Origin of the sequence: Methylobacterium indicum, assembly GCF_001043895.1 — a bacterium.
GTDB classification, from domain to species: domain Bacteria; phylum Pseudomonadota; class Alphaproteobacteria; order Rhizobiales; family Beijerinckiaceae; genus Methylobacterium; species Methylobacterium indicum.
In genome coordinates this window covers 14,213-35,722 of sequence record NZ_JTHF01000164.1, presented here as the reverse complement: position 1 = coordinate 35,722, position 21,510 = coordinate 14,213, and the positions used below count along the sequence as shown (strand labels likewise).

Annotated in this window: 16 protein-coding genes; 10 read left to right on the top strand and 6 right to left on the bottom strand. The window is 65.1% G+C overall.

The genetic code is table 11. The annotated features are described in order from the left end of the window. A partial coding sequence (locus tag QR78_RS19500; RefSeq protein WP_048429232.1) for a heavy metal translocating P-type ATPase occupies window positions 1-2,393 on the top strand: 2,393 nt, incomplete at its 5' end. A 112-nt stretch (window positions 2,394-2,505) separates the two neighbouring features. Here QR78_RS19500 and QR78_RS19495 read toward each other — a convergent pair. Next, window positions 2,506-3,288 carry an FCD domain-containing protein gene (locus tag QR78_RS19495; protein WP_048429227.1) on the bottom strand — a complete coding sequence of 261 codons (783 nt, stop codon included), beginning with the start codon at window positions 3,286-3,288 and terminating at the stop codon, window positions 2,506-2,508. 317 nt (window positions 3,289-3,605) lie between these two features. Here QR78_RS19495 and QR78_RS19490 point away from each other — a divergent pair, with 317 nt between their 5' ends. The 3 genes from QR78_RS19490 to QR78_RS19480 all read left to right on the top strand — a co-directional run bounded on the left by QR78_RS19490 (window position 3,606) and on the right by QR78_RS19480 (window position 8,066). Next, window positions 3,606-5,252: an L-lactate permease gene (locus QR78_RS19490; RefSeq protein WP_048429226.1), complete on the top strand. Its 1,647-nt coding sequence runs from the start codon at window positions 3,606-3,608 to the stop codon at window positions 5,250-5,252. Window positions 5,253-5,371: 119 nt separating this feature from the next. Next, entirely contained in the window at window positions 5,372-6,523 is a 1,152-nt protein-coding gene (locus QR78_RS19485) for an alpha-hydroxy acid oxidase (RefSeq protein ID WP_048429225.1), read from the top strand. 241 nt (window positions 6,524-6,764) lie between these two features. Then, window positions 6,765-8,066 carry a GGDEF domain-containing protein gene (locus tag QR78_RS19480; protein ID WP_244276469.1) on the top strand — a complete coding sequence of 434 codons (1,302 nt, stop codon included), beginning with the start codon at window positions 6,765-6,767 and terminating at the stop codon, window positions 8,064-8,066. A 112-nt stretch (window positions 8,067-8,178) separates the two neighbouring features. Here the strand turns inward: QR78_RS19480 and QR78_RS19475 are convergent, their stop codons facing one another. Then, window positions 8,179-9,267 carry a mandelate racemase/muconate lactonizing enzyme family protein gene (locus QR78_RS19475; RefSeq protein ID WP_048429224.1) on the bottom strand — a complete coding sequence of 363 codons (1,089 nt, stop codon included), beginning with the start codon at window positions 9,265-9,267 and terminating at the stop codon, window positions 8,179-8,181. A 315-nt stretch (window positions 9,268-9,582) separates the two neighbouring features. Here QR78_RS19475 and QR78_RS19470 point away from each other — a divergent pair, with 315 nt between their 5' ends. The 6 genes from QR78_RS19470 (at window position 9,583) to QR78_RS33010 (ending at window position 17,204) form a co-directional block, all read left to right on the top strand. Next, the gene (locus QR78_RS19470; RefSeq protein WP_048429223.1) at window positions 9,583-10,962 is read left to right on the top strand and encodes an ABC transporter substrate-binding protein; all 1,380 of its coding nucleotides are present in this window, start codon (window positions 9,583-9,585) and stop codon (window positions 10,960-10,962) included. Between the two features lie 397 nt (window positions 10,963-11,359). Then, window positions 11,360-12,229: a carbohydrate ABC transporter permease gene (locus QR78_RS19465; protein WP_048429222.1), complete on the top strand. Its 870-nt coding sequence runs from the start codon at window positions 11,360-11,362 to the stop codon at window positions 12,227-12,229. Continuing rightward, window positions 12,226-13,131 carry a carbohydrate ABC transporter permease gene (locus QR78_RS19460; RefSeq protein ID WP_082171881.1) on the top strand — a complete coding sequence of 302 codons (906 nt, stop codon included), beginning with the start codon at window positions 12,226-12,228 and terminating at the stop codon, window positions 13,129-13,131. Before QR78_RS19465 ends, QR78_RS19460 begins: the two co-directional genes overlap by 4 nt. Window positions 13,132-13,579: 448 nt before the next feature. Further along, a complete protein-coding gene (locus QR78_RS33020) occupies window positions 13,580-14,776 on the top strand; it encodes an ABC-three component system protein (protein WP_082171884.1) in 1,197 nt (398 codons plus the stop codon). Next, entirely contained in the window at window positions 14,773-15,258 is a 486-nt protein-coding gene (locus QR78_RS33015) for a three component ABC system middle component (RefSeq protein ID WP_082171880.1), read from the top strand. The genes QR78_RS33020 and QR78_RS33015 overlap by 4 nt, the downstream gene beginning before the upstream one ends. Beyond that, window positions 15,255-17,204 carry a DUF3732 domain-containing protein gene (locus QR78_RS33010; protein WP_082171883.1) on the top strand — a complete coding sequence of 650 codons (1,950 nt, stop codon included), beginning with the start codon at window positions 15,255-15,257 and terminating at the stop codon, window positions 17,202-17,204. Before QR78_RS33015 ends, QR78_RS33010 begins: the two co-directional genes overlap by 4 nt. Window positions 17,205-17,280: 76 nt before the next feature. On the opposite strand, the gene QR78_RS19455 is transcribed toward QR78_RS33010, so the two are convergent. The 4 genes from QR78_RS19455 to QR78_RS19440 are packed head-to-tail and all read right to left on the bottom strand — an operon-like array spanning window position 17,281 to window position 21,266. Next, the gene (locus tag QR78_RS19455; protein WP_048429221.1) at window positions 17,281-18,339 is read right to left on the bottom strand and encodes an ABC transporter ATP-binding protein; all 1,059 of its coding nucleotides are present in this window, start codon (window positions 18,337-18,339) and stop codon (window positions 17,281-17,283) included. Further along, entirely contained in the window at window positions 18,336-19,319 is a 984-nt protein-coding gene (locus QR78_RS19450) for an ABC transporter ATP-binding protein (RefSeq protein WP_048429229.1), read from the bottom strand. The genes QR78_RS19455 and QR78_RS19450 overlap by 4 nt, the downstream gene beginning before the upstream one ends. Window positions 19,320-19,324: 5 nt before the next feature. Next, window positions 19,325-20,269, bottom strand: a complete 945-nt coding sequence (locus QR78_RS19445) for an ABC transporter permease (RefSeq protein ID WP_048429220.1) — start codon at window positions 20,267-20,269, stop codon at window positions 19,325-19,327. Window positions 20,270-20,285: 16 nt separating this feature from the next. After that, window positions 20,286-21,266: an ABC transporter permease gene (locus tag QR78_RS19440; protein WP_048429219.1), complete on the bottom strand. Its 981-nt coding sequence runs from the start codon at window positions 21,264-21,266 to the stop codon at window positions 20,286-20,288. Window positions 21,267-21,510 lie beyond the last annotated feature (244 nt).

The window sequence follows — 21,510 nt, the reverse complement described above, 5'->3', positions numbered from 1 at the left end:
CCGTCGAGGGGATGACCTGCGCCTCCTGCACCGGGCGGGTCGAGCGGGTGCTCAGGCGGGTGCCGGGGGTCGCGGCGGTGGCGGTGAACCTCGCCACCGGCCGCGCCACCCTCGATCTCACCGCCGACAACGACCCGACGGCGCTCGCCGCCGCCGTGGAGGAGGCCGGCTTCGCGGTGCCCGAGGCGACGAGCGAGTTCGCCGTCGAGGGGATGACCTGCGCCTCCTGCACCGGCCGGATCGAACGGGTGCTGAAGGCCGTGCCCGGCGTCCGGGAGGCGAGCGCCAACCTCGCCACCGGCCGCGTGAGCGTGCACCACCCCGACGGCCTCGTGCCCCGCGACGCGCTCGACGCCGCGATCAGGGAGGCGGGCTACGCCCCGCGCCCGGTGACGGCGGAGGCCGCGATCCCGGCGGCCCCCCGCGACGCCGGCCCCCCGGCCCTGGGCCTGATCCTCGCGGTCCTGCTCTCGCTCCCGGTCGTGGTGCTCGACATGGGAGGACACCTCGTCGGCGCCCACGCCGGTCACGGCCTCCTGCCGGAGCGGTGGAGCGCCGGAATCCAGGCGGTGCTCGCCACCCTGGTCCTGTTCGGGCCCGGGCGGCTGTTCTTCGCCCGCGGCCTGCCGGGGCTCGTGCGCGGCCACCCGGACATGAACGCCCTGGTGGCGCTGGGGGCCGGGGCCGCCTACCTGTTTTCCCTCGTCGCCACCCTGGCACCCGGCCTGCTGCCGGCGGGCGCGGCCCATCTCTACTTCGAGGCCTCGGTCCTCATCGTCACCCTGATCCTGCTCGGGCGCCACCTCGAGGCGCGGGCGCGGGGCCGCACCGGCGCGGCGGTGGCGCGCCTCGTCGGGCTGGCCCCGAAGACCGCGCTGCGCCTGCGCGACGGCGCCGAGACCGAGGTCCCGGCGGCCGACCTCCGGGTCGGCGACCGCGTCCGCGTGCGACCGGGCGAGCGCCTGCCGGCGGACGGACGGGTGGTCGAGGGCACGTCCCGCATCGACGAGAGCATGCTCACCGGCGAGCCGGTCCCGGCAAAGAAGGGGCCGGGCGACGCCGTGACCGGCGGCACCGTCAACGGCACCGGCGCCATCGAGATCGCGGTCGAGCGGGTCGGCGCCGAGACCGCGCTCGCCCAGATCGTCCGCATGGTCGAGGCGGCGCAGGGCGCGAAGCTCCCGATCCAGGCCCTCGCCGACCGGGTCACCGCCCGGTTCGTTCCGGCGGTGCTGGGCCTTGCCGGCCTCACCTTCCTGGCCTGGCTCGTCCTCGCGCCGGCGCCCGCCCTCGGCGAGGCACTGGTCCACGCCGTCGCGGTGCTGATCATCGCCTGCCCGTGCGCCATGGGGCTCGCCACCCCGACCTCGATCATGGTCGGCACCGGCCGCGCGGCGGAACGCGGCGTGCTGTTTCGCAGCGGCGCGGCCCTGCAGGCGCTCGAAGGGGTGCGGGTCGTCGCCTTCGACAAGACCGGCACCCTGACCGAGGGCCGGCCCTTCCTCACCGACCTGATCCCGGCCCCCGGCTTCGAGGCCGATGCGGTGCTGGCGCTCGCCGCCGCCGTCGAGGCCCGCTCCGAGCATCCGATCGCCCGCGCGATCGTGGCGGCCGCGGCGGACAAGGGGCTCGCCCTGCCGCCGGTCGCCGACGTCGCGGCGGTGCCGGGCCGCGGCGTCACCGGCCGGGCCGGCGGGCGGGTGGTCGCGATCGGTGCTCCGCGCCACCTCGCCGGCCTCGACCTGTCGGGCCTCGCGCCGGAGGCCGCGCGCCTCGCCGCGCAAGGGCGCTCCCCGGTCTACCTCGCCCTCGACGGGGTGCCGGCGGCCGTGCTGGCGGTGTCCGATCCCGTGAAGGCCGGGGCGGCGTCGGCCATCCGCGCGCTCGAGGCGCAGGGCCTCGCGGTCGCCCTCGTCACCGGCGACGACCGCCGCACCGCCGAGGGCGTCGCGAAAGGCCTCGGCATCGGCACGGTGCTGGCCGAGGTGATGCCCGCCGGCAAGCGCGACGCCGTCCGGAACCTGCGGGGACGGGCCGGCCCGGTCGCCTTCGTGGGCGACGGCATCAACGATGCGCCGGCGCTGGCCGAGGCGGAGGTGGGGCTCGCCATCGGCACCGGCACCGACGTGGCGGTGGAGAGCGCCGACGTGGTGCTGATGGCCGGCGACCCGGCGACCGTCGCCGAGGCCCTGCGGCTCTCGCGCGCCGTGATGCGCAACATCCGCCAGAACCTCTTCTGGGCCTTCGCCTACAACGTCGCGCTGATCCCGGTGGCGGCGGGGGGGCTGCGGCTCGTCGGCGGACCGTCGCTGTCGCCGGTCCTGGCGGCGGGGGCCATGGCGCTGTCGAGCGTCTTCGTCCTCGGCAACGCGCTCCGGCTGCGGCGGGCGTGAGGCTCGGCCCCTAAGCGGATTTCGCCGAAATGGACACCGGTTCGGCGGCAAGAATCTGCGACACGACAAGAACCTGAGCGGGCGAAGCGTTGGCCTGCCAACGCAAGTCTGCTTAGCGATCCGCCTTGCGCCGCACCGCGACGCTGCCGCCGTTGAGCCGGCGCAGCGAGACCTGGAGGCGGGCCTCCGCCGCCTTGATCTCGGTGAGCGCCTGGTGGGTGTAGTGGATATGCGCCTCGGCGGCCTCGCCGGCCGCCTCGACGTCGCCCGCCATCACGCTCTCGTAGATCGCCCGGTGCTGGGCCCGCAGGCGGTCGCGGGTCTCCGGACGGGCAAACAGCTTCTCGCGGTTCTCGATCACGCCCTGGCGCAGCATCCCCGACAGGGCCCGCATCGTGTGCAGCACCACGAGGTTGTGGCTCGCCTCGTAGACCGCGATGTGGAGGTCCACGTCGGCCTCGGCCTCCTCGCGCTGCACCCCCTCCTCGTGGGCGCGGTCGATCCGCGCCATGCAGGCGGTGAGCCGGTCGCGGTCGACGGCGTTGGCCCGGGCGGCGGCGAGCCGTGCCGCCATCCGCTCCGTCGTCGCCCGGAACTCGAGGTAGTCGTCCACCACCTCGTCGTGGGAGGCGATGAGCGCGATCAGCGGGTCGGTGATCTCGCGGCCGAGGGGCGCCACGGCCCGCCCGCCCCCCGAGGCGACCAGCAGGCCCTCCTCCTCCAGGATCTTCATGCCCTGCCTCAGGGTGGGGCGTGAGACGTTCAGGCGCAAAGCCAGGTCGCGCTCCGGCAGCAGCAGGTCGCCGGGACTGAGCGAGCCTTCGAGGATCAGGTCCTTGAGGTGGCGGGCCGTTCCCTCGGCCACGCTCTCGCCCTTGATCGGGTCCTGCTCCATCACGCGCTCCACCGACCGACACCGAAACCACCCTGACCGGCACTATAATGCGGGAAATCGCGATTTCCAATTGACCGGAATGGTAAAATCATTTTACCGTTCCCTTGCCTCTGGTTCAAGTCAGTCATCGAGGTTGCGCGGTCCTGCCGGCCGGCGCGCCCGCTCGCGCCCCCGCACCCCCGTGCGGGACGGCGATGGCGGCTGCGCGGACCGACGACGGTGCCGCATCCACAAGAGAGGTCCGAAGGACCCGGATACGCCCGAAGCGGGCGAGACGGTCCGAGAGGACGGAAGTCGAAGAGGGGAGGATCCGTAAGGTGAGCTGGAATCAAGTCTACGACCCGTTGTCGAACAGCGTCTGGTCGACGGCGCTCGCCGCGCTGCCGATCATCGTGCTGCTCGGAGGCATCGGCCTCCTGCACCTGAAGGCGCATGTCGCGGCGCTGGCCGGCCTCGCCGTCGCCCTGGCGGTCGCGGTGATCGGCTTCGGCATGCCGGCCCAGATGGCCGGCGCCACGGCGGTCTACGGCGCGGCCTTCGGGCTCCTGCCGATCGGCTGGATCATCCTCAACGTCATCTTCCTCTACCGGCTCACCGAGAAGACCGGCCAGTTCGACGTCCTGCGCGACTCGATCGCCGGCATCACCCCGGACCGCCGGCTCCAGCTCCTGTTCATCGCCTTCTCGTTCGGCGCGTTCTTCGAGGGCGCGGCGGGCTTCGGCACGCCGGTGGCCGTCACCGCCGCGATGCTGATGGGCCTGGGCTTCTCGCCGCTCGCCGCCGCCGGCCTCTCGCTCATCGCCAACACCGCGCCGGTCGCCTACGGGGCGCTGGGCGCCCCCGTCATCGCGCTCGCGGCGGTGACCGGGCTCGACCTCATCGAGCTCTCGGCGATGATCGGCCGCCAGCTGCCGTTCTTCTCGCTGCTCGTCCCGTTCTGGCTGATCTGGGCGTTCGCCGGCCGCAAGGGCATGTGGGAAGTCTGGCCCGCGCTCCTCGTCGCCGGCCTCGCCTTCGCGGTCCCGCAATACCTGGTCTCGAACTTCCACGGCCCCTGGCTGGTGGACGTGGTGGCGGCGCTCTGCTCGATGGCGGCGCTGGCGGGCTTCCTGCGGGTCTGGCGCCCGGCGACCATCTGGACCTCGACCGGGGACGATGCCGCCGCGGCGCCGGTCGCGGAGCCGAAGGTCCACGGCACCGGCGCGGTCCTGCGTGCCTGGACGCCCTGGATGATCCTGTCGGTCTTCGTCTTCGCCTGGGGCACGCCGCAATTCCGCGTCTGGCTCGACTCGCTCTGGGTCTGGAAGATGCCGGTGCCGTACCTGCACAACCTGGTGGTCAAGATGCCGCCGGTGGTCGCCAAGCCCTACACCGAGGCCGCGATCTACACCCTCAACCTGCTCTCGGCGACCGGGACCGGCATCCTGCTGGCGGCGATCGTCGGCGGCCTGATCCTGGGCTTCAATCCGCTGCGGCTGCTGCGCGAGTACGGCCGCACCACCTACATGGTCCGCTACTCGCTCCTCACCATCGCGGCGATGCTGGCGCTCGGCTACGTCACCAAGTACTCGGGCACCGACGCGACGCTCGGCCTCGCCTTCGCGCAGACCGGCTGGATCTACCCGTTCTTCGGCGCGATGCTGGGCTGGCTCGGCGTGGCCCTGACCGGCTCCGACACCGCCTCGAACGTGCTGTTCGGCGGCCTGCAGAAGATCACCGCCGAGCAGCTCGGCCTCTCGCCGACCCTGATGGCCGCCTCCAACTCCTCGGGCGGCGTGATGGGCAAGATGATCGACGCCCAGTCGATCGTCGTCGCCTCCACGGCCACGCAGTGGTACGGCGGCGAGGCCAAGATCCTGCGCTACGTGTTCTTCCACTCGGTCGCGCTCGCCTGCCTCGTCGGCATCCTGGTGATGCTGCAGGCCTACGTGCCGCCCTTCACCGCGCTCGTGCCGGCGCACTGAAGCCCTTCGCCGGGCCGGGGGCTCCCGCCCCCGGCCCCATCCTCCTCCCCTCTGCCTGGCCGCGCGGTGTCCCGCGCCCGCGGGATCACCCCCGGGAAAGCCTTGATGCGAGAGCCCCGATGCGCCTGAGCGACTGCCACAGCTTCCACGACTTCCGCCGCATGGCGAAACGCCGCCTGCCCGGCCCGATCTTCAACTACATCGACGGCGGCGCCGACGACGAGGTCACCTACCGGCGCAACACCGCCGCCTTCGAGGCCTGCGACCTCGTCCCCAACGTCCTGCGCGGCGTCACCGACGTCGACATGTCGGTGACGGTGATGGGCCAGCGCCTCGCCATGCCGGTCTATTGCTCGCCCACCGCCCTGCAGCGGCTCTTCCACCACCAGGGCGAGCGCGCGGTCGCCGCCGCGGCGGGGAAGTTCGGCACGATGTTCGGGGTCTCCTCGCTCGGCACCGTCAGCCTGGAGGAGGCGCGCCGGATCAGCAGCGGGCCCCAGGTCTACCAGTTCTACTTCCACAAGGACCGCGGCCTGAACCGCGAGATGATGGCCCGCGCCAAGCAGGCCGGCATCGAGGTGATGATGCTGACCGTCGACAGCATCACCGGCGGCAACCGCGAGCGCGACAAGCGCACCGGTTTCGCGATTCCCTTCCGGCTCACCCTCGGCGGCATGGCGCAGTTCGCCATCAAGCCGGCCTGGGGCATCAACTACGTCACGCACGAGCGCTTCCGCCTGCCGCAGCTCGAGAACCACATCGCCATGGATGGCGGTGCCCTCTCGATCAGCCGCTACTTCACCGAGATGCTCGATCCCGGCATGACCTGGGACGACGTGGCCGAGATGGTGCGCGACTGGGGCGGCCAGTTCTGCCTCAAGGGCGTGATGTCGGTGGAGGACGCCAAGCGCGCGGTCGCGATCGGCTGCACCGGCATCGTGCTGTCGAACCACGGCGGGCGCCAGCTCGACGGCTCGCGCAGCGCCTTCGACCAGCTCGCCGAGATCGTCGACGCCGTCGGCGACAAGATCGACGTGATCATGGATGGCGGGGTGCAGCGCGGCACCCACGTGCTCAAGGCCCTGGCGCTCGGCGCCAAGGCGGTGGGGCTGGGCCGCTACTACCTCTTCCCCCTCGCGGCCGCCGGCCAGCCCGGCGTCGAGCGGGCGCTGGAGCTGATGCGGATCGAGATCGAGCGCGACATGAAGCTGATGGGCTGCACCGCGATCGACCAGCTCACCCGCGACAGCCTGCGCTTCACCCGCGGCTGAGGCGAGCCGCCGCCATCGCTTTCGCGGTGGCGGCGGCCGTGTTCAGGATGAGTTTGACGGCAGGATCGCCCGATGTCCGGAGCTTGACCGGTGAATACGGGTCGATCAATCATGTCTTAAGTCGTGACCATTACGTTCGGTCAGACCGTTCGGGATGTGATCTCTGCCTGCAATGCATGCGAGCAATGGGTTGCGCGACGCAACCGATCTTTTCTCGTTCCCGGCCCCGGGGACGGAGGCCGTGGCCGCGTTCCTCGAGCGCGTCCGCGTCGCCTTTGCCGTTCAGGCTGTCCTCCTCATCGATCCCGACGAGGCCGCACCGCCGTGGTCGGCCGACGGCGCGGCGCCCTCGACCGCTCTCCTCGATCTGTGCCGGGCGGTCGCCGGCGCGGGCGTGCTCGTCGTCCCCGACCTCGCCGCCTCGCGCTGGCGCGCCCATCCGGCGGTCGCCGGCGCGCCGGGGTGCCGCTTCGTCGCGATCCGGGCGCTCGGGGCCGGCGCGGGCCTCCTCGCCCTCCTCGATTCCCGGCCCCGCCGCCTGACCACGGCGCAGGGACGGCGCCTCGCGGATTTCGCCGCCGCCGCCGAGAGCCTGTGCGGTCTCGCCCGGGCGGGGGCGACCTTGCGCGAGACCCTGGCCGCCCAGGGCCGGGCGCTCGCGCACAGCCGCAAGATCTTCGACCGGGCCTCGGCGGCGGCGCGGATCGGCGTGTGGGAATGCGCCCTGCCGGACGAGACCCTGACCTGGACCGACCAGGTCTACGCGATGTTCGACCTGCCGCGCGGCGCGCCCCTCGACCGGAGCCGGACCGTCGCCTGCTACGCGCCGGAATCCCGCGAGGCGATGATCGCCGCCCGCAGCCGCGCCATCGCCGAGCGCGGCGGTTTCACCCTCGATGCCGAGATCGTCAGCTTCGCCGGCCGCCGCCGCTGGATCCGCATCACCGCGGTGGTCGAGTGCGAGGGCGCGGTGCCGGTGCGCATCTTCGGCATGAAGCAGGACATCACGGAAGAAAAACTCCTCGCCGACCGGACCCGCTACCTCGCCGAGTTCGACGCCATGACGGGGCTCGCCAACCGGGCGACGTTCCAGGCCCGCCTCGCGGCCCTCGACGAGGCCCCGGGGCGCTTCCCCTTCGGGGCCCTGCTGCTCATCGACCTCGACGGCTTCAAGCCGGTCAACGACACCCTCGGCCATCCGGCGGGTGACGCCTGCCTCGTCGAGGTCGCGGGCCGCCTGCGCCATTCCTGCCGCGACGGCGACCTCGTCGCCCGGATCGGCGGCGACGAGTTCGCGATCCTGCTCGCCACCACCGTGCCGGGGATCGCCGAGGAGGTCGCCGCCCGCCTCGTCGCGGCGCTCGGGCGGCCGATGGCCTGGGCCGGGCGGGCCTTCACCGTCGGCGCCTCGGTCGGCATCGCCCACACCGGCGGCCTGTCCTCCGCCGAGCTCTACGCGGCGGCGGATGCGGCGCTCTACGCCGCCAAGGCCGAGGGGCGGGGACGGTTCCGGGTGGCGGGGACCGGCATTCCGGCGCCGTAGAGCCGCGCCCGATCGCCTTGCAACCGGGCGCTGCTCCAGATCATCGATCTTGCCGCATTGTCTATCGACGGACCGGTGCCCGCTTCGCCGGGAAAGGCTCCAGCCGGCAGGATCAGGCGCGGATCGCCGCGAGGCCCTGCCAGTCGAACGCGATGCCGTGGCCCGGCCGGTCGGGCGCCACCGCGAACCCCTCCGCGATCGTGAGCGGCTCGGCGATGTAGCGGTCGAGGCCGAAGCCGTGCGCCTCGAGGTAGGAGCGGTTGGGGCAGGCCGCGAGCAGGTGCACGGTGACGTCGTGCGCGCCGTGGGAGGTGACCGGCAGGTTGAAGGCTTCCGCCAGGTGGGCGATCTTCATGAACGGGGTCACGCCGCCGCAATTCGTGACGTCCGGCTCCGGATAGGTGACGCCCCCGGCCGCGATCAGCTGCTTGAAGTCCCACAGGGAGCGCAGGTTCTCGCCCGCGGCGATCGGCAGGCCGCCCTCGCGCACCACCCGGGCCTGGCCGGCGATGTCGTCGGGGATGACCGGCTCCTCGAGCCAGGTGAGGTCGAAGGGCTGGAAGGCCCGGGCGGCGCGGATCGCCTCGTCGGCGCTCCAGCGCATGTTGGCGTCGGCCATCAGCGGGAAACCGTCGCCGAGATGCGCGCGCATCGCCCGCACCCGCGCGACGTCCTCGGCGAGCTTTTCCCGCCCCACCTTCATCTTGATCGCGCGAAACCCTTTTTTCAGGTTGTCGTCGGTCTGGCGCAGCAGGGCGTCGAGGGGCAGGTGGAGGTCGATGCCGCCGGCGTAGCACGGTACCCTGGCGTCGTTGCCGCCCAGCAGCGTCCAGAGCGGCTGGCCGAGGCGCCGCGCCTTCAGGTCCCACAGCGCCATGTCGAGCGCCGACTGGGCGAGCACCGCCGGCCCGCCGCGGCCGCCGTAATGCTGGCCCCACCAGATCCTTTGCCAGAGATGCTCGATCCGGTCGGCCTCCTGGCCGACGAGCTGGTCGGGCACGTCGCGCCGCAGGATCGCGTCGATCGCCGCGCCGTTGCGGCCGCAGGTATAGGTGTAGCCGGTGCCCTGCGCGCCGTCGGCGTCGCGCACGACGACGGTGTTGAGCTCGAAGGCCGGCATGTCGCCGTGCATGCTGTCGCTGAGGGTCACCTCCAGCGGCACGCGGTAGTACCCGGCCTCCATCGACACGATGCGGGGCATGGCGCTCCTCCCTGGTTGCGGTCCATCGGCCGCGTCCGACGTCGTCGGTTCTTTGTTAGCGCCAGCGTATGGTGTTCGGCGCGCGGCGCGTCAATGCAGGGCCCGCCTGTACTGCCGACGGGGCTTCCTGATGAGTGCGGGCGGCGCCGTTCGACTGGCGACATCCTCGCGCCCGGCCCGGTCCGTCGCGCGCCATGGAATTACGCTTGATCCATGCCGTCCATTGACTTTCGCCGAATTGCCTCGGCCCGCCGGGCGTGCTGATATGCCGGGATAGCCGCCCGACCAACGGGGCGGAGTGGGAGGAATCGATCGATGAAGCGAGTGATCGCGGGAGCGTTGTCGCTGGGCGCCCTGGTTATGGCAGCGCTGCCGGCCGTGGCGCAGGACAACAAGACGCTCACCGTCTGGTTCAGCAAGGGCTTCTATCGGTCCGAGGACGAGTCGCTCTGGGCGACGATCAAGAAGTTCGAGCAGAAGACCGGGATCAAGGTCGAGCTGTCGCAATACGCGATCCAGGACATGATCCCCAAGACCGTGGCAGCGCTGGATTCCGGCTCGCCGCCGGATGTCGGCTATTCCGACACCTACAACAACCAGGCCGCCGGCAAGTGGGCCTATGAGGGCAAGCTCGAGGACCTGACCGATGTCCTCCAGCCGATGATGTCGCGCTTCGCGCCGCAGACCGTCGAGCACGTGCTGCTCATGAACGGCCAGACCGGCAAGAAGGCCTATTACGGCTTCCCGCTCAAGCGCCAGACGCTCCACACCGAGATCTGGGGCGACATGCTGGAGAAGGCTGGCTTCAAGCAGGCCGACATCCCGCAGAAATGGTCCGACTACTGGGCGTTCTGGTGCGACAAGGTCCAGCCGGCCTACCGCAAGGCCTCGGGCACCCGCACCTACGGCATCGGCGCGCCGATGGGGGTCGAATCGACCGACAGCTTCCAGTCCTTCTACGCCTTCATGGACGCCTACGACGCCAAGCTCGTCGATGCCGACGGCAAGCTGACCGTCGATGATCCGAAGACCCGCGAGGGCGTGGTCAAGGCGCTGAAGGACTACACCGACCCCTACATCAAGGGCTGCGTGCCGCCCTCGGCCACGACCTGGAAGGACCCCGACAACAACGTCGCCTTCCACAACCGCACCACGGTGATGACGCACAACTTCACCATCTCGATCGCCGCGAAGTGGTACGAGGACAGCGTCAACCCGAACAACACGCCCGAGCAGCGCGAGGCCTCGAAGAAGGCCTACGAGGAGACCATCATCACCGCACCGTTCCCGAACCGGCCGGACGGCAAGCCGATGACCTACCGCGCCGACGTGAAGCAGGGCGTGGTCTTCTCCGGCGCCAAGAACAAGGCGGCGGCCAAGGAATTCGTAAAATTCATCATGGAGGAGGACAACCTCCGTCCCTACGTCGAGGGCGCGATCGGCCGCTGGTTCCCGGTCACCACCGCGTCGATCGAGAGCCCGTTCTGGCAGGCCGACAAGCACCGCAAGGCGGTCTACAACCAGTTCAAGTCCGGCACCGAGCCGTTCGACTACGTGAAGAACTACAAGTTCACGCTGGTCAACAACGAGAACGTCTTCGCCAAGGCGATGAACCGGGTGGTGAGCGAGAAGGTCCCGGTCGAGAAGGCCGCCGACGAGATGCTGGCCCGCATCAAGCAGATCGCCGGGCAGTAATGAAGCCGGAGCTGTTCGAGGAAGGATGAGGCGCGGGCTTCCTCCTCTCCCCGCGGGCGGGGAGAGGGCCGAGCCCTCGTTCAGAGGGCGCGGCAAGCCCGTAGGGCGGGGGTGAGGGGGTCTCGACGGATGAGGCTCCTGCGGAAACACCCCCTCACCCTCGCTTCGGCTGCGCCTCCGCTAGCCGTGTTCCCTGAACGGGAACACGGCCCTCTCCCCGCCCGCGGGGAGAGGGGAGACCGGTGCTCTTCTTTTTACAGACGGCCCGACGGAACAACAGGAGAGGCACCCGTGCCTCCACCCCCATCATCCCGAGCGGGGTCCGATCACATCCTGATCGGGGCCCGCTCTCGATGTTCCCATCCCCCGCCTCACGGCCTCACCCAGGAGACCGACCATGTCCGCAACGGTCGCTGAGGCAGCGCCGGTCGCCGCGGCCCAGCCCTTCCGCCTGACCTCGTGGCAGGCCTGGGGGCTGATCCTGATCGCGCCCTACCTGCTGATCTTCATCTTCTTCGTCATCTACCCGATCGGCTACGGCCTGTGGCTGGCGCGCAGCCCCGCGAGCTACGTGCATCTGGCGGAAGACCCGATCTTCGCCCGCGCCGTCGTCAACACGCTGATCTTCCTGATCGTCGGCATCAACGTGAAGATGGCGATCGCGCTCCTGTTGTCGGGGTTCTTCACCAACGAGCGGAAGTGGATCCGCTGGCTGTCGGTGCTGTTCATCCTGCCCTGGGCGGTGCCGTCGATCCCCACCATCCTGTCGGTGCGGTTCATGCTGAACCCCGAATGGGGCGTGGTGAACTCGCTGATCTTCCGGCTCACCGGCGATGACGGCCCGAACTGGCTCAACGACCCGAGCCTCGCGCTCACGCTCGCCATCGGCGTCCATATCTGGAAGTCGCTGCCGTTCTGGACGCTGATCCTGCTCGCCGGGCGGCTGGCCATCTCGGCCGACCTCTACGAGGCGGCCTCGGTCGACGGCGCCACCAAGTGGCAGAAGTTTTTGCACGTCACCTGGCCGTCGATGCGGACGCTCTACGTGACCTGCACCATCCTGTCGATGATCTGGACGCTGGGCGACTTCAACTCGGTCTACCTGCTCACCGGCGGCGGTCCCGCCGATCTCACCCACGTGCTGGCGACCCTCGGCATCCGGTATCTGCGCCTCGATCAGGTCGACGCCTCGATGGCGGCGGTGGTCTGCGCGATGCCCTTCGTGCTGCCGCTGGTCTACGTGCTGATGAAGAGGCTCTCGAAATGAGCACGACCCTGACCGCCCGCGCGGCACCCTCGGCGGAAGAGCGCGCCGCCGCCCGCACCAACTGGCTGCGCGCGGCCGGCACGGAGGCCAAGCTCCTCCTCATCGGCATCCCGGTCCTGCTCTGGACCGTGATCCCGATCTACCACCTCGTCCTGTTCGCGATCTCGCCCAAGCAGGACGCGATGTCGGGGGCACTCTTTCCGGCCCACCCGACGCTCCAGAATTTTCGGATCGTCTTTGGGCAGCAGCACTACTTCCTGTCGAACTTCTGGCAGCAATTCTGGAACTCGGCGGTCATCGCCTTCGCGACCGGCGTGCTGACGCTGTTCGTCGCCACCGCGGCGGCCTTCGCGATCAGCCGCCTGAAGGTGAAGGGCGGCCGGACCGTGATGAACATGGCGCTGTTCACCTACTTCATCCCGGCCGCGTTCCTGGCCGTGCCGATGTACAAGACGATGGGAGCGTACGGGCTGCTTAACTCGAAGTGGGCGCTGATCCTCGCGATGGTGACGATCGCCAGCCCCTACGCGATCTGGGTGCTGAAGCAGGCCTCCGACAAGCTGCCGGTGGAACTCGACGAAGCCGCGATCATGGACGGCGCCTCGCCGCCCCAGCTCTTCCGCTTCGTCTACCTGCCGCTGATGGTCCCGTCGCTGGTCGCGATCGGCGTCTACGCGCTGCTGCTCGCCTGGAACGAGTACCTGTTCGCCTTCCTGCTCCTCTCCCGCGACACCGACGTGACCCTGCCGGTGGCCTTAGGCAGCTTCCTGGCGGCGGATGACTCGCCGTGGGAGCTGCTGATGACCACCGGGTTGATCTACGCCCTGCCGCCGGCCGCGATCTACTATGTGTTCAAGCGGTATATGGTGGGTGGGTTGACGGCTGGGGCGGTGAAAAGCTGATCGCTACGCGTCATTTGGTCCGAGTCTTGGTGCCGGCCACGGATGGCGCATCCCGTGGCCGGCTTTTTGTTGATGGTAATCTTGCGCATATGAAAATGCATGGCGCTCTAAAAGAACCACCTGTTCTGATTGGTTACTACTAAAATAGATGTCATAGGATAGAATTTTTGTCCGTGCAGCGCATCGCCGAACTGTTATCTATAAATCTTTATTTTGCTTGAGCGCACTTGAGAGGGGTAAGTTTATCTGCCTACAGCATATGGATATTAGGAATTCGTTGTCATGTTCATGGCAGGTTTTCTGTGACATGCACACGAACGACGACGGACAGGGATTGTTGATCGCAGTTGGCACTTCCCGAAACCTCTTAGGCAGGGTATTGATTCAACCTAACGGGGTAATGCTCCTGCGCAGTCGGCGATCGCGCGGAGAATGAGGTTATTTTCTGATGTCGGCAGGAAGTTCGCAATTCTCTGCAGCTGAACAAGGGTTAGGGTATATTTATCAGTCAAGATTTGCTCTTCTTAAAGCTATAGATTTACCTGAGGATTGTTTTATTTATATCGAACGAAATGACGATGTTGAGTTCGTGCCTATCGACGGAAAGGTGTCTCTTGCATCTTTAAAGCATAAAGACGCAGACGACCGATTAACAGACCTATCAATTGATTTTTGGAAATCAGTAAGAGTTTGGCTTAAATATTACAATGAAAACGGAAAGGTCTCGTCTGACGCTCGATTCCTACTGTATAGCACTTCTTCCATTTCAAAGGATTCTTTTCTCCTAAAATTTACGGAGAATGCAGGCACTGTTTCTGATAAAGCAAAAAAAGCTGAAGAAGCCATAAAAAAAAGTAAATCTAAATTTATAAAAAAGATTAAAGTTGAACTCGACAAACTCGAGGAGGCTGAAAAAAGCGATTTTTATGAAAGGATTACAATTTTTTCAGAGATTGTCAGGATTCAGGATATCCCAGAATTAATTGATAGGCGGCTGCGTACAATCAGGAAAGAATTCAGGAAGGCATTATTTGAGAGTTTAGAGGGCTGGTGGAATGACGTGGTCATCGATGTGTTGACCGGAGTTCGATCTGATCCCATCAGAGTCCAGGAAGTTTCGGAAAAGCTCGCTCTTCTTGCCGAAGAATACCGATCCGACAATCTTCCAATCAATTTTAGAAACAAATCTCCAAGTAAATTTAATGATAATGCCGAGGAGTCCCGTACATTTGTTATGCAATTAAATGCTTTAAATTTACCTCAGGAGAGGATACAATTGGCAATTCTCGATTATTATAGAGCTTTTGAGCAGAGGTCGAGCTGGTCACGGGAAAATCTTTTAATTCTGGGTGAAATAGAAGGCTATGAGGACAGGTTGATTGAGGAGTGGAAGAGGTATCGAGCTCTCGTATGCGAAAATATAAACGAAGGTAGTGGCGAGGACGCTTGTATAAATGCTGGTAGGGAGTTGTATAAGTGGGCAGAATTTAGCACCACGCATTTGAGAATAAGAGAGCGCGTTACGGAGCCCTATGTCGTTCGAGGGGCTTTTCATATCCTTGCTAATGATAGACCGTCGCCGAGAGTGTATTGGCATCCAACTTTTCTCAAGAAGCTGTCCGAGGTTTTAGGGGTAGCCGCGTGAAGAATTGGAGCAATCGACCTGTAGAAATCCGCAACTTATTCAACCCTGCATTTTGTGGTTTAGTGATTTATCAATCTATGATATCATTCAGCCAGGTAAAAAAATCAGGAATGCCATTTTCAGTTTCGCTGTTGATATTGCCTCTATGTTTACACCGAGACACTAGAGAGGTTTTACAAGAAGGAAAGCGAAGTTATTTTCTTAAGATTGTTGCGGAGAATCCAATTGTAGTAGCCGGATTAGCTGATCGATGTACAAATATGCTCCCATTCAGTTTTGAAGCTTTGGGATTGCTGGCGCATATTAATGTACTATCGGTCTCAGACGAGGGAAGCCTACTTCCAGGTACGGGTGTACGCAAATCCATAAAGGGAAGCGAGGAAATGGTGGCATGTCAGCGCGTTGCTGCCTTTCTCGGCAAAGAATTTGGACGGATTGGTGACAGAAGCACGATATATGCAACTTTAGGTTTGCGGCCATGAAGATAAAAAGCATTAGCATCTACAGTCATGATGGACGTCGGCGGGATATTTTTTTCCATGATGGCTTAAATATAATCACAGGCCGCTCTTCAACTGGAAAATCTGCCATTTCAGAAATTATAGAATTTTGCATGGGCCGCTCGACATTCGATGTTCCAGAAGGTGTGATTCGTGATCGTGTATCGTGGTACGCAATAATTTATCGGTTCAACGGCGAGGAAGTGCTTGTTGCCAAACCTGCGCCCGAGCAAAATGCTTCTTCGGTCAGCCTCGCAATGGTTAGACGGGGTGCAATCGTCCACCCACCTTCGTACACTGATCTGAAAATAAATGATAATGACGACGGCGTAGTTGCTTTATTGACATCTTTGATTGGAATCCCAGAAAACAAGACAGAGGTCCCTCTCGACAATAGTAGGGAGAGCTATGATGCGAACATAAAGCACACTCTATATTATCTATTCCAAAAACAAGGAATTATTACTAGTAAGGACCAGTTGTTCTATCGTCAAAATGAACAGTTTCAACCGCAGACCATAAAAGATACATTGCCGATTATTCTCGGTATCTCGGGGAAAGATAAATTTTCTATCGAAGCTCAGCTTCGTGTTGTATACAGAGAAATCAGAATAAACGCGAAATTATTGCATGCGGCAAGAGAGACAATGGGCAAGGCGGAAGATCGAGCTATTGGGCTGCTATCAGAAGCAGTAGCAGTTGGTATTCTTCCGAGCGCGCAAGTTGCTGATGGTGGCGTCATTAATATGCTGCGCAACGCACTCGACTGGCGTCCTGCGGCTGTTCCTGACGAAGATGAAGGGCGGATTTTCCAATTGGAGAACGAATTGATCGATCTAAAAAAGCTTCGCCGCGAAACAAGCAATAAAATTGATACAGCTACGCAGTTTTCTAAAAAGGCGGATGGCTTCGCGGGAGAGGCTACGGAGCAGCGCGAACGTTTGGCTTCTATAAAGGCTCTCCCCCACGATAAAGCTACGGGCGCTTGGCAATGGCCTTTCTCTGAGGAAAGGCTCAGTATGAACGCCCCTATTGCTCAAGTTCTTTTAAGAGAATTGAAATCGCTAGACCAAGAGTTGGAGGCGGTTACAATCGAGCGTCCGGCTCTTGAATCATACCTGGCGGAACAACACTCATCGATGGCGAAGATCTCTGCCGAAATCAGGAAAAAGGAAATTGAGTTATCGTCAGCATTCACTGCCAGCGAATTTGCGGCAGAAATTGGCAATAGAAACAATGCAGCATCCCGTGTTGTTGGTAGAATTAGTTTATATTTAGAGACACTTGTGAGTGACACAGAGCTGGAAAAATTGGTTATTACGGATAGAAGATTGAGGGCTAAGGCGGCCAACTTGGAGCGAGCCCTTGGCGCGGACGACTCAGAGGCCAAGCTTGCATCTACGCTCAATAACATTTCCATATATATCTCTCAATATATAAAAGACCTCAGGGGTGAATTTGGGCAATTTCCTGCAAGATTGGATTTTAATCATCTTACAGTCGCAATTGATCGCCCCGGGCGACCAATATATATGAATAAAACTGGAGGAGGGGAAAATCATCTCGCCTATCATCTGGCAGCTTTATTATCTATCCACCGGTTTGCAGCAAAATATGATCACCCACTGCCAAGATTTTTACTAATAGATCAGCCAACACAAGTATATTTCCCATCGGAAGGTTCGTACAAATCGGCAGACGGGTCGATTGAGAGGACTGAAGAAGACGCAGATCTTGAGGCCGTTCGGCGTTTATTTTTGATGCTACTACATTATGCAACTGAAGATGCGCCCGGATTTCAATTAATAGTAATGGAACATGCAAATTTAAGAGAAGATTGGTTTCAGGCGTCGCTTATCGAGAAACCCTGGACAAAGCCTCCTGCTCTGGTGCCAGATGATTGGCCCGATGCGCCAGGGCAGTTTTAAAAAACAACTTAGCGATAAGCGGAGATTATTGTCTGAAAGCGTGCCGCCATTCTTCCTAATCGCGGCACGCTCATTCTTATGCCACCGCAGCCACACCCCCCGGCATCAACCGCCCCTCCTCCACCGCATGACACGCCACCCCATCCCGAAACACCGGCACCTCCGCCTTGCACCGCTCATTCGCGAACGGGCAGCGCGGGTGGAAGGTACACCCTGACGGCGGGTTGATCGGGTTCGGGATCTCGCCCTGCACCGGCACGCGCTGCCGGCCGACATGCGCAAGGTCGGGGACCGCATCAAGGAGCATGCGGGTGTAGGGGTGTTTTGGGGCGGTGAAGAGCTCGCGGCCGCCGCCGATCTCGACGATGCGGCCGAGATACATCACGCCGATGCGGTTCGCCATGTGGCGCACCACGGCGAGGTTGTGGCTGATGAACAGGTAGGTCAGGCCGAGCCGGTCCTGGAGGTCGCGCATCAGGTTCAGGATCTGGGCCTGGACCGAGACGTCGAGGGCTGAGGTCGGCTCGTCGGCGACCAGGAACTCGGCCTCGGAGGCGAGCGCCCGCGCGATGGCGATGCGCTGGCGCTGGCCGCCCGAGAAGGCGTGGGGGTAGCGCTTGCCGTCGTCGGGGTGCAGGCCGACCAGGGTCAGGAGCTCGCCGACCCTACCTTGAATCTCGCGCTCGCCGCTGAGGAGCCCGAAGGCGCGGATCGGCTCCGAGATGATCCGGTCGACCCGCCAGCGCGGGTTCATCGAGGCGTAGGGGTCCTGGAAGATCATCTGGATGCGCCGGCGCAGCTGGCGCCGCTCGGCGGCCTGGCGCGGGTCGGTCATCGAGATGCCGCTGATCGAGACCTCGCCGTCGGAGGGCGGCATCAGGCCGACCACCATGCGGGCGACCGTCGACTTGCCGGAGCCGGATTCGCCGACGATCGCCAGGGTCTCGCCCTTGGCGACCGAGAACGAGACGTGGTCGACGGCGCGCAGGTACTGGCGCGGCTGGCGCTCGATCACCCGGTTGAGCCAGGGGCGCGAGACGTCGAACAGGCGGCGCAGGTCGCGGACCTGCACGTAGTCGGGCTGGGGCGTGATCACGGGCTTCAAGGCGATATGGGGCTTGATGTCGGGCTTCATGCGGCGGCCTGTCCGGTCGCGTCGTAGAGGTGGCAGGCGACCCGGTGCGAGCCGACCGTCAAGGGCTCGGGCCGGTCCACCGTGCAGCGGGCAAACACCTTCGGGCAGCGCGGGTTGAAGGCGCAGCCGGGCGGGATCGCCGAGAGCCGCGGCATCGCGCCGGGAATCTGGGCCAGGCGATCGGCCTCGTGCGACAGGGACGGGATCGCCCCCATCAGGCCCTTGGCGTAGGGGTGGAGCGGATCGCCCACCACCGCGGCCACCGGGCCGATCTCGGCGACGCGGCCGGCATACATCACCGCGACGCGATCGGCGGCCTCGGCGATCACCCCCATGTCGTGGGTGATCAGCATCACGGCGGTGCCGTGATCGCGTCCGAGGCGCTTCAGCAGCGTGATGATCTGGGCCTGGACCGAGACGTCCAGCGCCGTCGTCGGCTCGTCGGCGATGATCAGCTCCGGCTCGGCGGCGAGCGCCAGCGCGATGACGACGCGCTGCCTCATGCCGCCGGAGAATTCGTGCGGGAAGCCGTCGATGCGCCGCTCCGGCGCCGGGATGCCGACCTCGGCGAGCAGGTCGATCGCCCGCTGGCGGGCGGCCTTGGCCGAGAGGTCGGTGTGGGTGCGGATCGTCTCCTCGATCTGCCGGCCGACCCGGTAGAGCGGGTTGAGGCTGGTCAGCGGGTCCTGGAAGATCATGCCGATGCGCTTGCCGCGGACCTTGCGCATCGCCTCCGGGGGGAGGTTGTCGATGCGCTCGCCGTTGAGGCGGATCTCGCCGCCGGCGATGCGGCCGGGCGGGTCGATCAGGCCGATCACCGCCGAGCCGGTCACCGACTTGCCGGCGCCGGACTCGCCGACGACGCCGAGCACCTCGCCGCGGTTGATCTCGAAGGAGACGCCGTCGAGGGCGGTCAGCACGCCGCGGCGGGTGGCGAACTCGACCCGCAGGTCGCGCACCGAGAGGACGGGTTGGGTCATGTCGGTCATTGCAGCTTGGGGTTCAGGGCGTCGCGCAGCCAGTCGCCGAGCAGGTTGATCGCCAGCACCAGGCCGGCCAGCGCCAGGCCCGGAAAGGCGACGATCCACCACTCGCCGGAGAACAGGAAGCGGTTGCCGGTGCGGATCAGCGTGCCGAGCGACGGCATCGTCTCCGGCAGGCCGGTGCCGAGGAAGGAGAGCGTCGCCTCGGTGATGATGGCGAGCGCCAGGTTGATGGTGGCGATGACGAAGACCGGGCCGGTGACGTTCGGCAGGATGTGGCGGGTGAGGATCACCGGCGCCGACAGGCCGATGAGCCGGCCGGCCTGGACGTAGTCCTTGTTCTTCTCGACCATCACCGAGCCGCGCACGGTGCGGGCGTACTGCACCCAGAACGACAGGCCGATCGCCACGACGATGAGCGCGATCTGCGCCTCCGCATCCATGTGGCCGCCGGCCACCGCCTTGGCGACGCCGTCGACGATGAGCGCGATCAGGATCGCCGGGAAGGTCAGCTGCACGTCGGCGACGCGCATGATGATCGTATCGACCCAGCCGCCGGCATAGCCGGCGACGAGGCCGAGGCCGATGCCGATGAAGCCCGACAGCAGCACGCCCAGCACCCCGACGAGGAGCGACAGGCGCATCCCATAAAACACCGCCGAGAGCACGTCGCGGCCCTGGTCGTCGGTGCCGATCAGGAACGGCGCCTGGCCGTCGGCGTACCAGAGCGGCGGCAGGCTCCCGTTCATCAGCTCGAGCTGCGCCGGGTCGTAGGGGTTCTGCGGCGAGATGAGGGGGGCCAGCAGCGCGAGCGCCACGAACAAAACCGTGGCGACGAAGGCCGCGATGGCGAGTTTCGAGCGCTTGAAGTTGGCGAACAGGTCGGAATCGAGGAAGCGCGCGAGGCGCGACGGCGGCGCTGCGGCGGGAAGGGCGGGGGAGGCCATGACTTTCAAAGAATCCTCAGGCCGCCCGCCGCACCGAGAGGCGCAGGCGCGGATCGACGATGGTGTAGAGGAGATCGACCACGAGGTTGATCGTCACGAAGATGAGGGCGACGAGCAGCAGGTAGGCGGCCATGATCGGCACGTCGACGTTCTGCACCGCCTGCACGAAGAGCAGGCCCATGCCGGGCCACTGGAAGACCGTCTCGGTGATGATCGAGAAGGCGATGATCGAGCCGAGCTGGAGACCCGCCACGGTGATGACCGGGACGAGCGTGTTCTTCAGGGCGTGGCCGAAATGGATCGACCGGGTGGTGAGGCCGCGGGCGCGCGCGAAGCGGATGTAGTCGGTGCGCAAAACCTCCAGCATCTCGGCCCGGACGAGGCGCATGATCAGCGTCATCTGAAAGAGCCCCAGCGTGATCGAGGGCAGGATCAGCGCCCGCCAGCCCGAGGCGGTGAGGAAGCCGGTGGTCCACCAGCCAATCCGCACCGTGTCGCCGCGGCCATAAGAAGGGAGCCAGCCCAGCGTCACCGAGAACAGGAAGATGAGCAGGATGCCGATCAGGAAGGTCGGCAGCGAGACGCCGATCAGCGAGATCGCCTGGACGAGCTTGGCGCCGACGCTGTCGCGGCGGAGCGCCGAATAGACCCCCATCAGGATGCCGGCGGTGAGCGCGAACAAGGTGGCGCAGAAGGCCAGTTCGAGGGTCGCGGGCATCCGCTCGGCGAGCAAGGTCGAGACCGGCTGGCGGAACTGGTACGAGTTGCCGAACTGGCCGCGCACGGCATTGCCGGCGTAGCGGGCGAACTGCACCAGCACCGGATCGTCGAGGCCGAGGCTCTGGCGGATCTGCAGCCGCTCGGCATAGGGCGTATCGGGTGCCACGAGCTGGTTCACCGGATCGCCGGCGAAGCGGAACATCGCGAAGGCGATCAGCCCGACCGCCAGCAGCACCCCGACGGATTGCAGCAGGCGGCGGAGAATGAAGGCGAGCATGAGGGGGTTCTTGTGTTCTCGTGTGGTCCGAGGAATCTCGGAGTTTCAACAGGACATGCACGACGCCGGTCGGCCAACAGCTCGTCCGTCAACAAAAAGAGCGCCGGTATCTCCTCTCCCCGCGGGCGGGGAGAGGCCTTCGCACCCCTCGTCGGGTGCGAAGGGAGCCCGAAGGGCGAGGGTGAGGGGGTGTTCCCGGACGTGCCTCATTCGGCACCTCCCCCTCACCCTCGGCTGCCGCCTC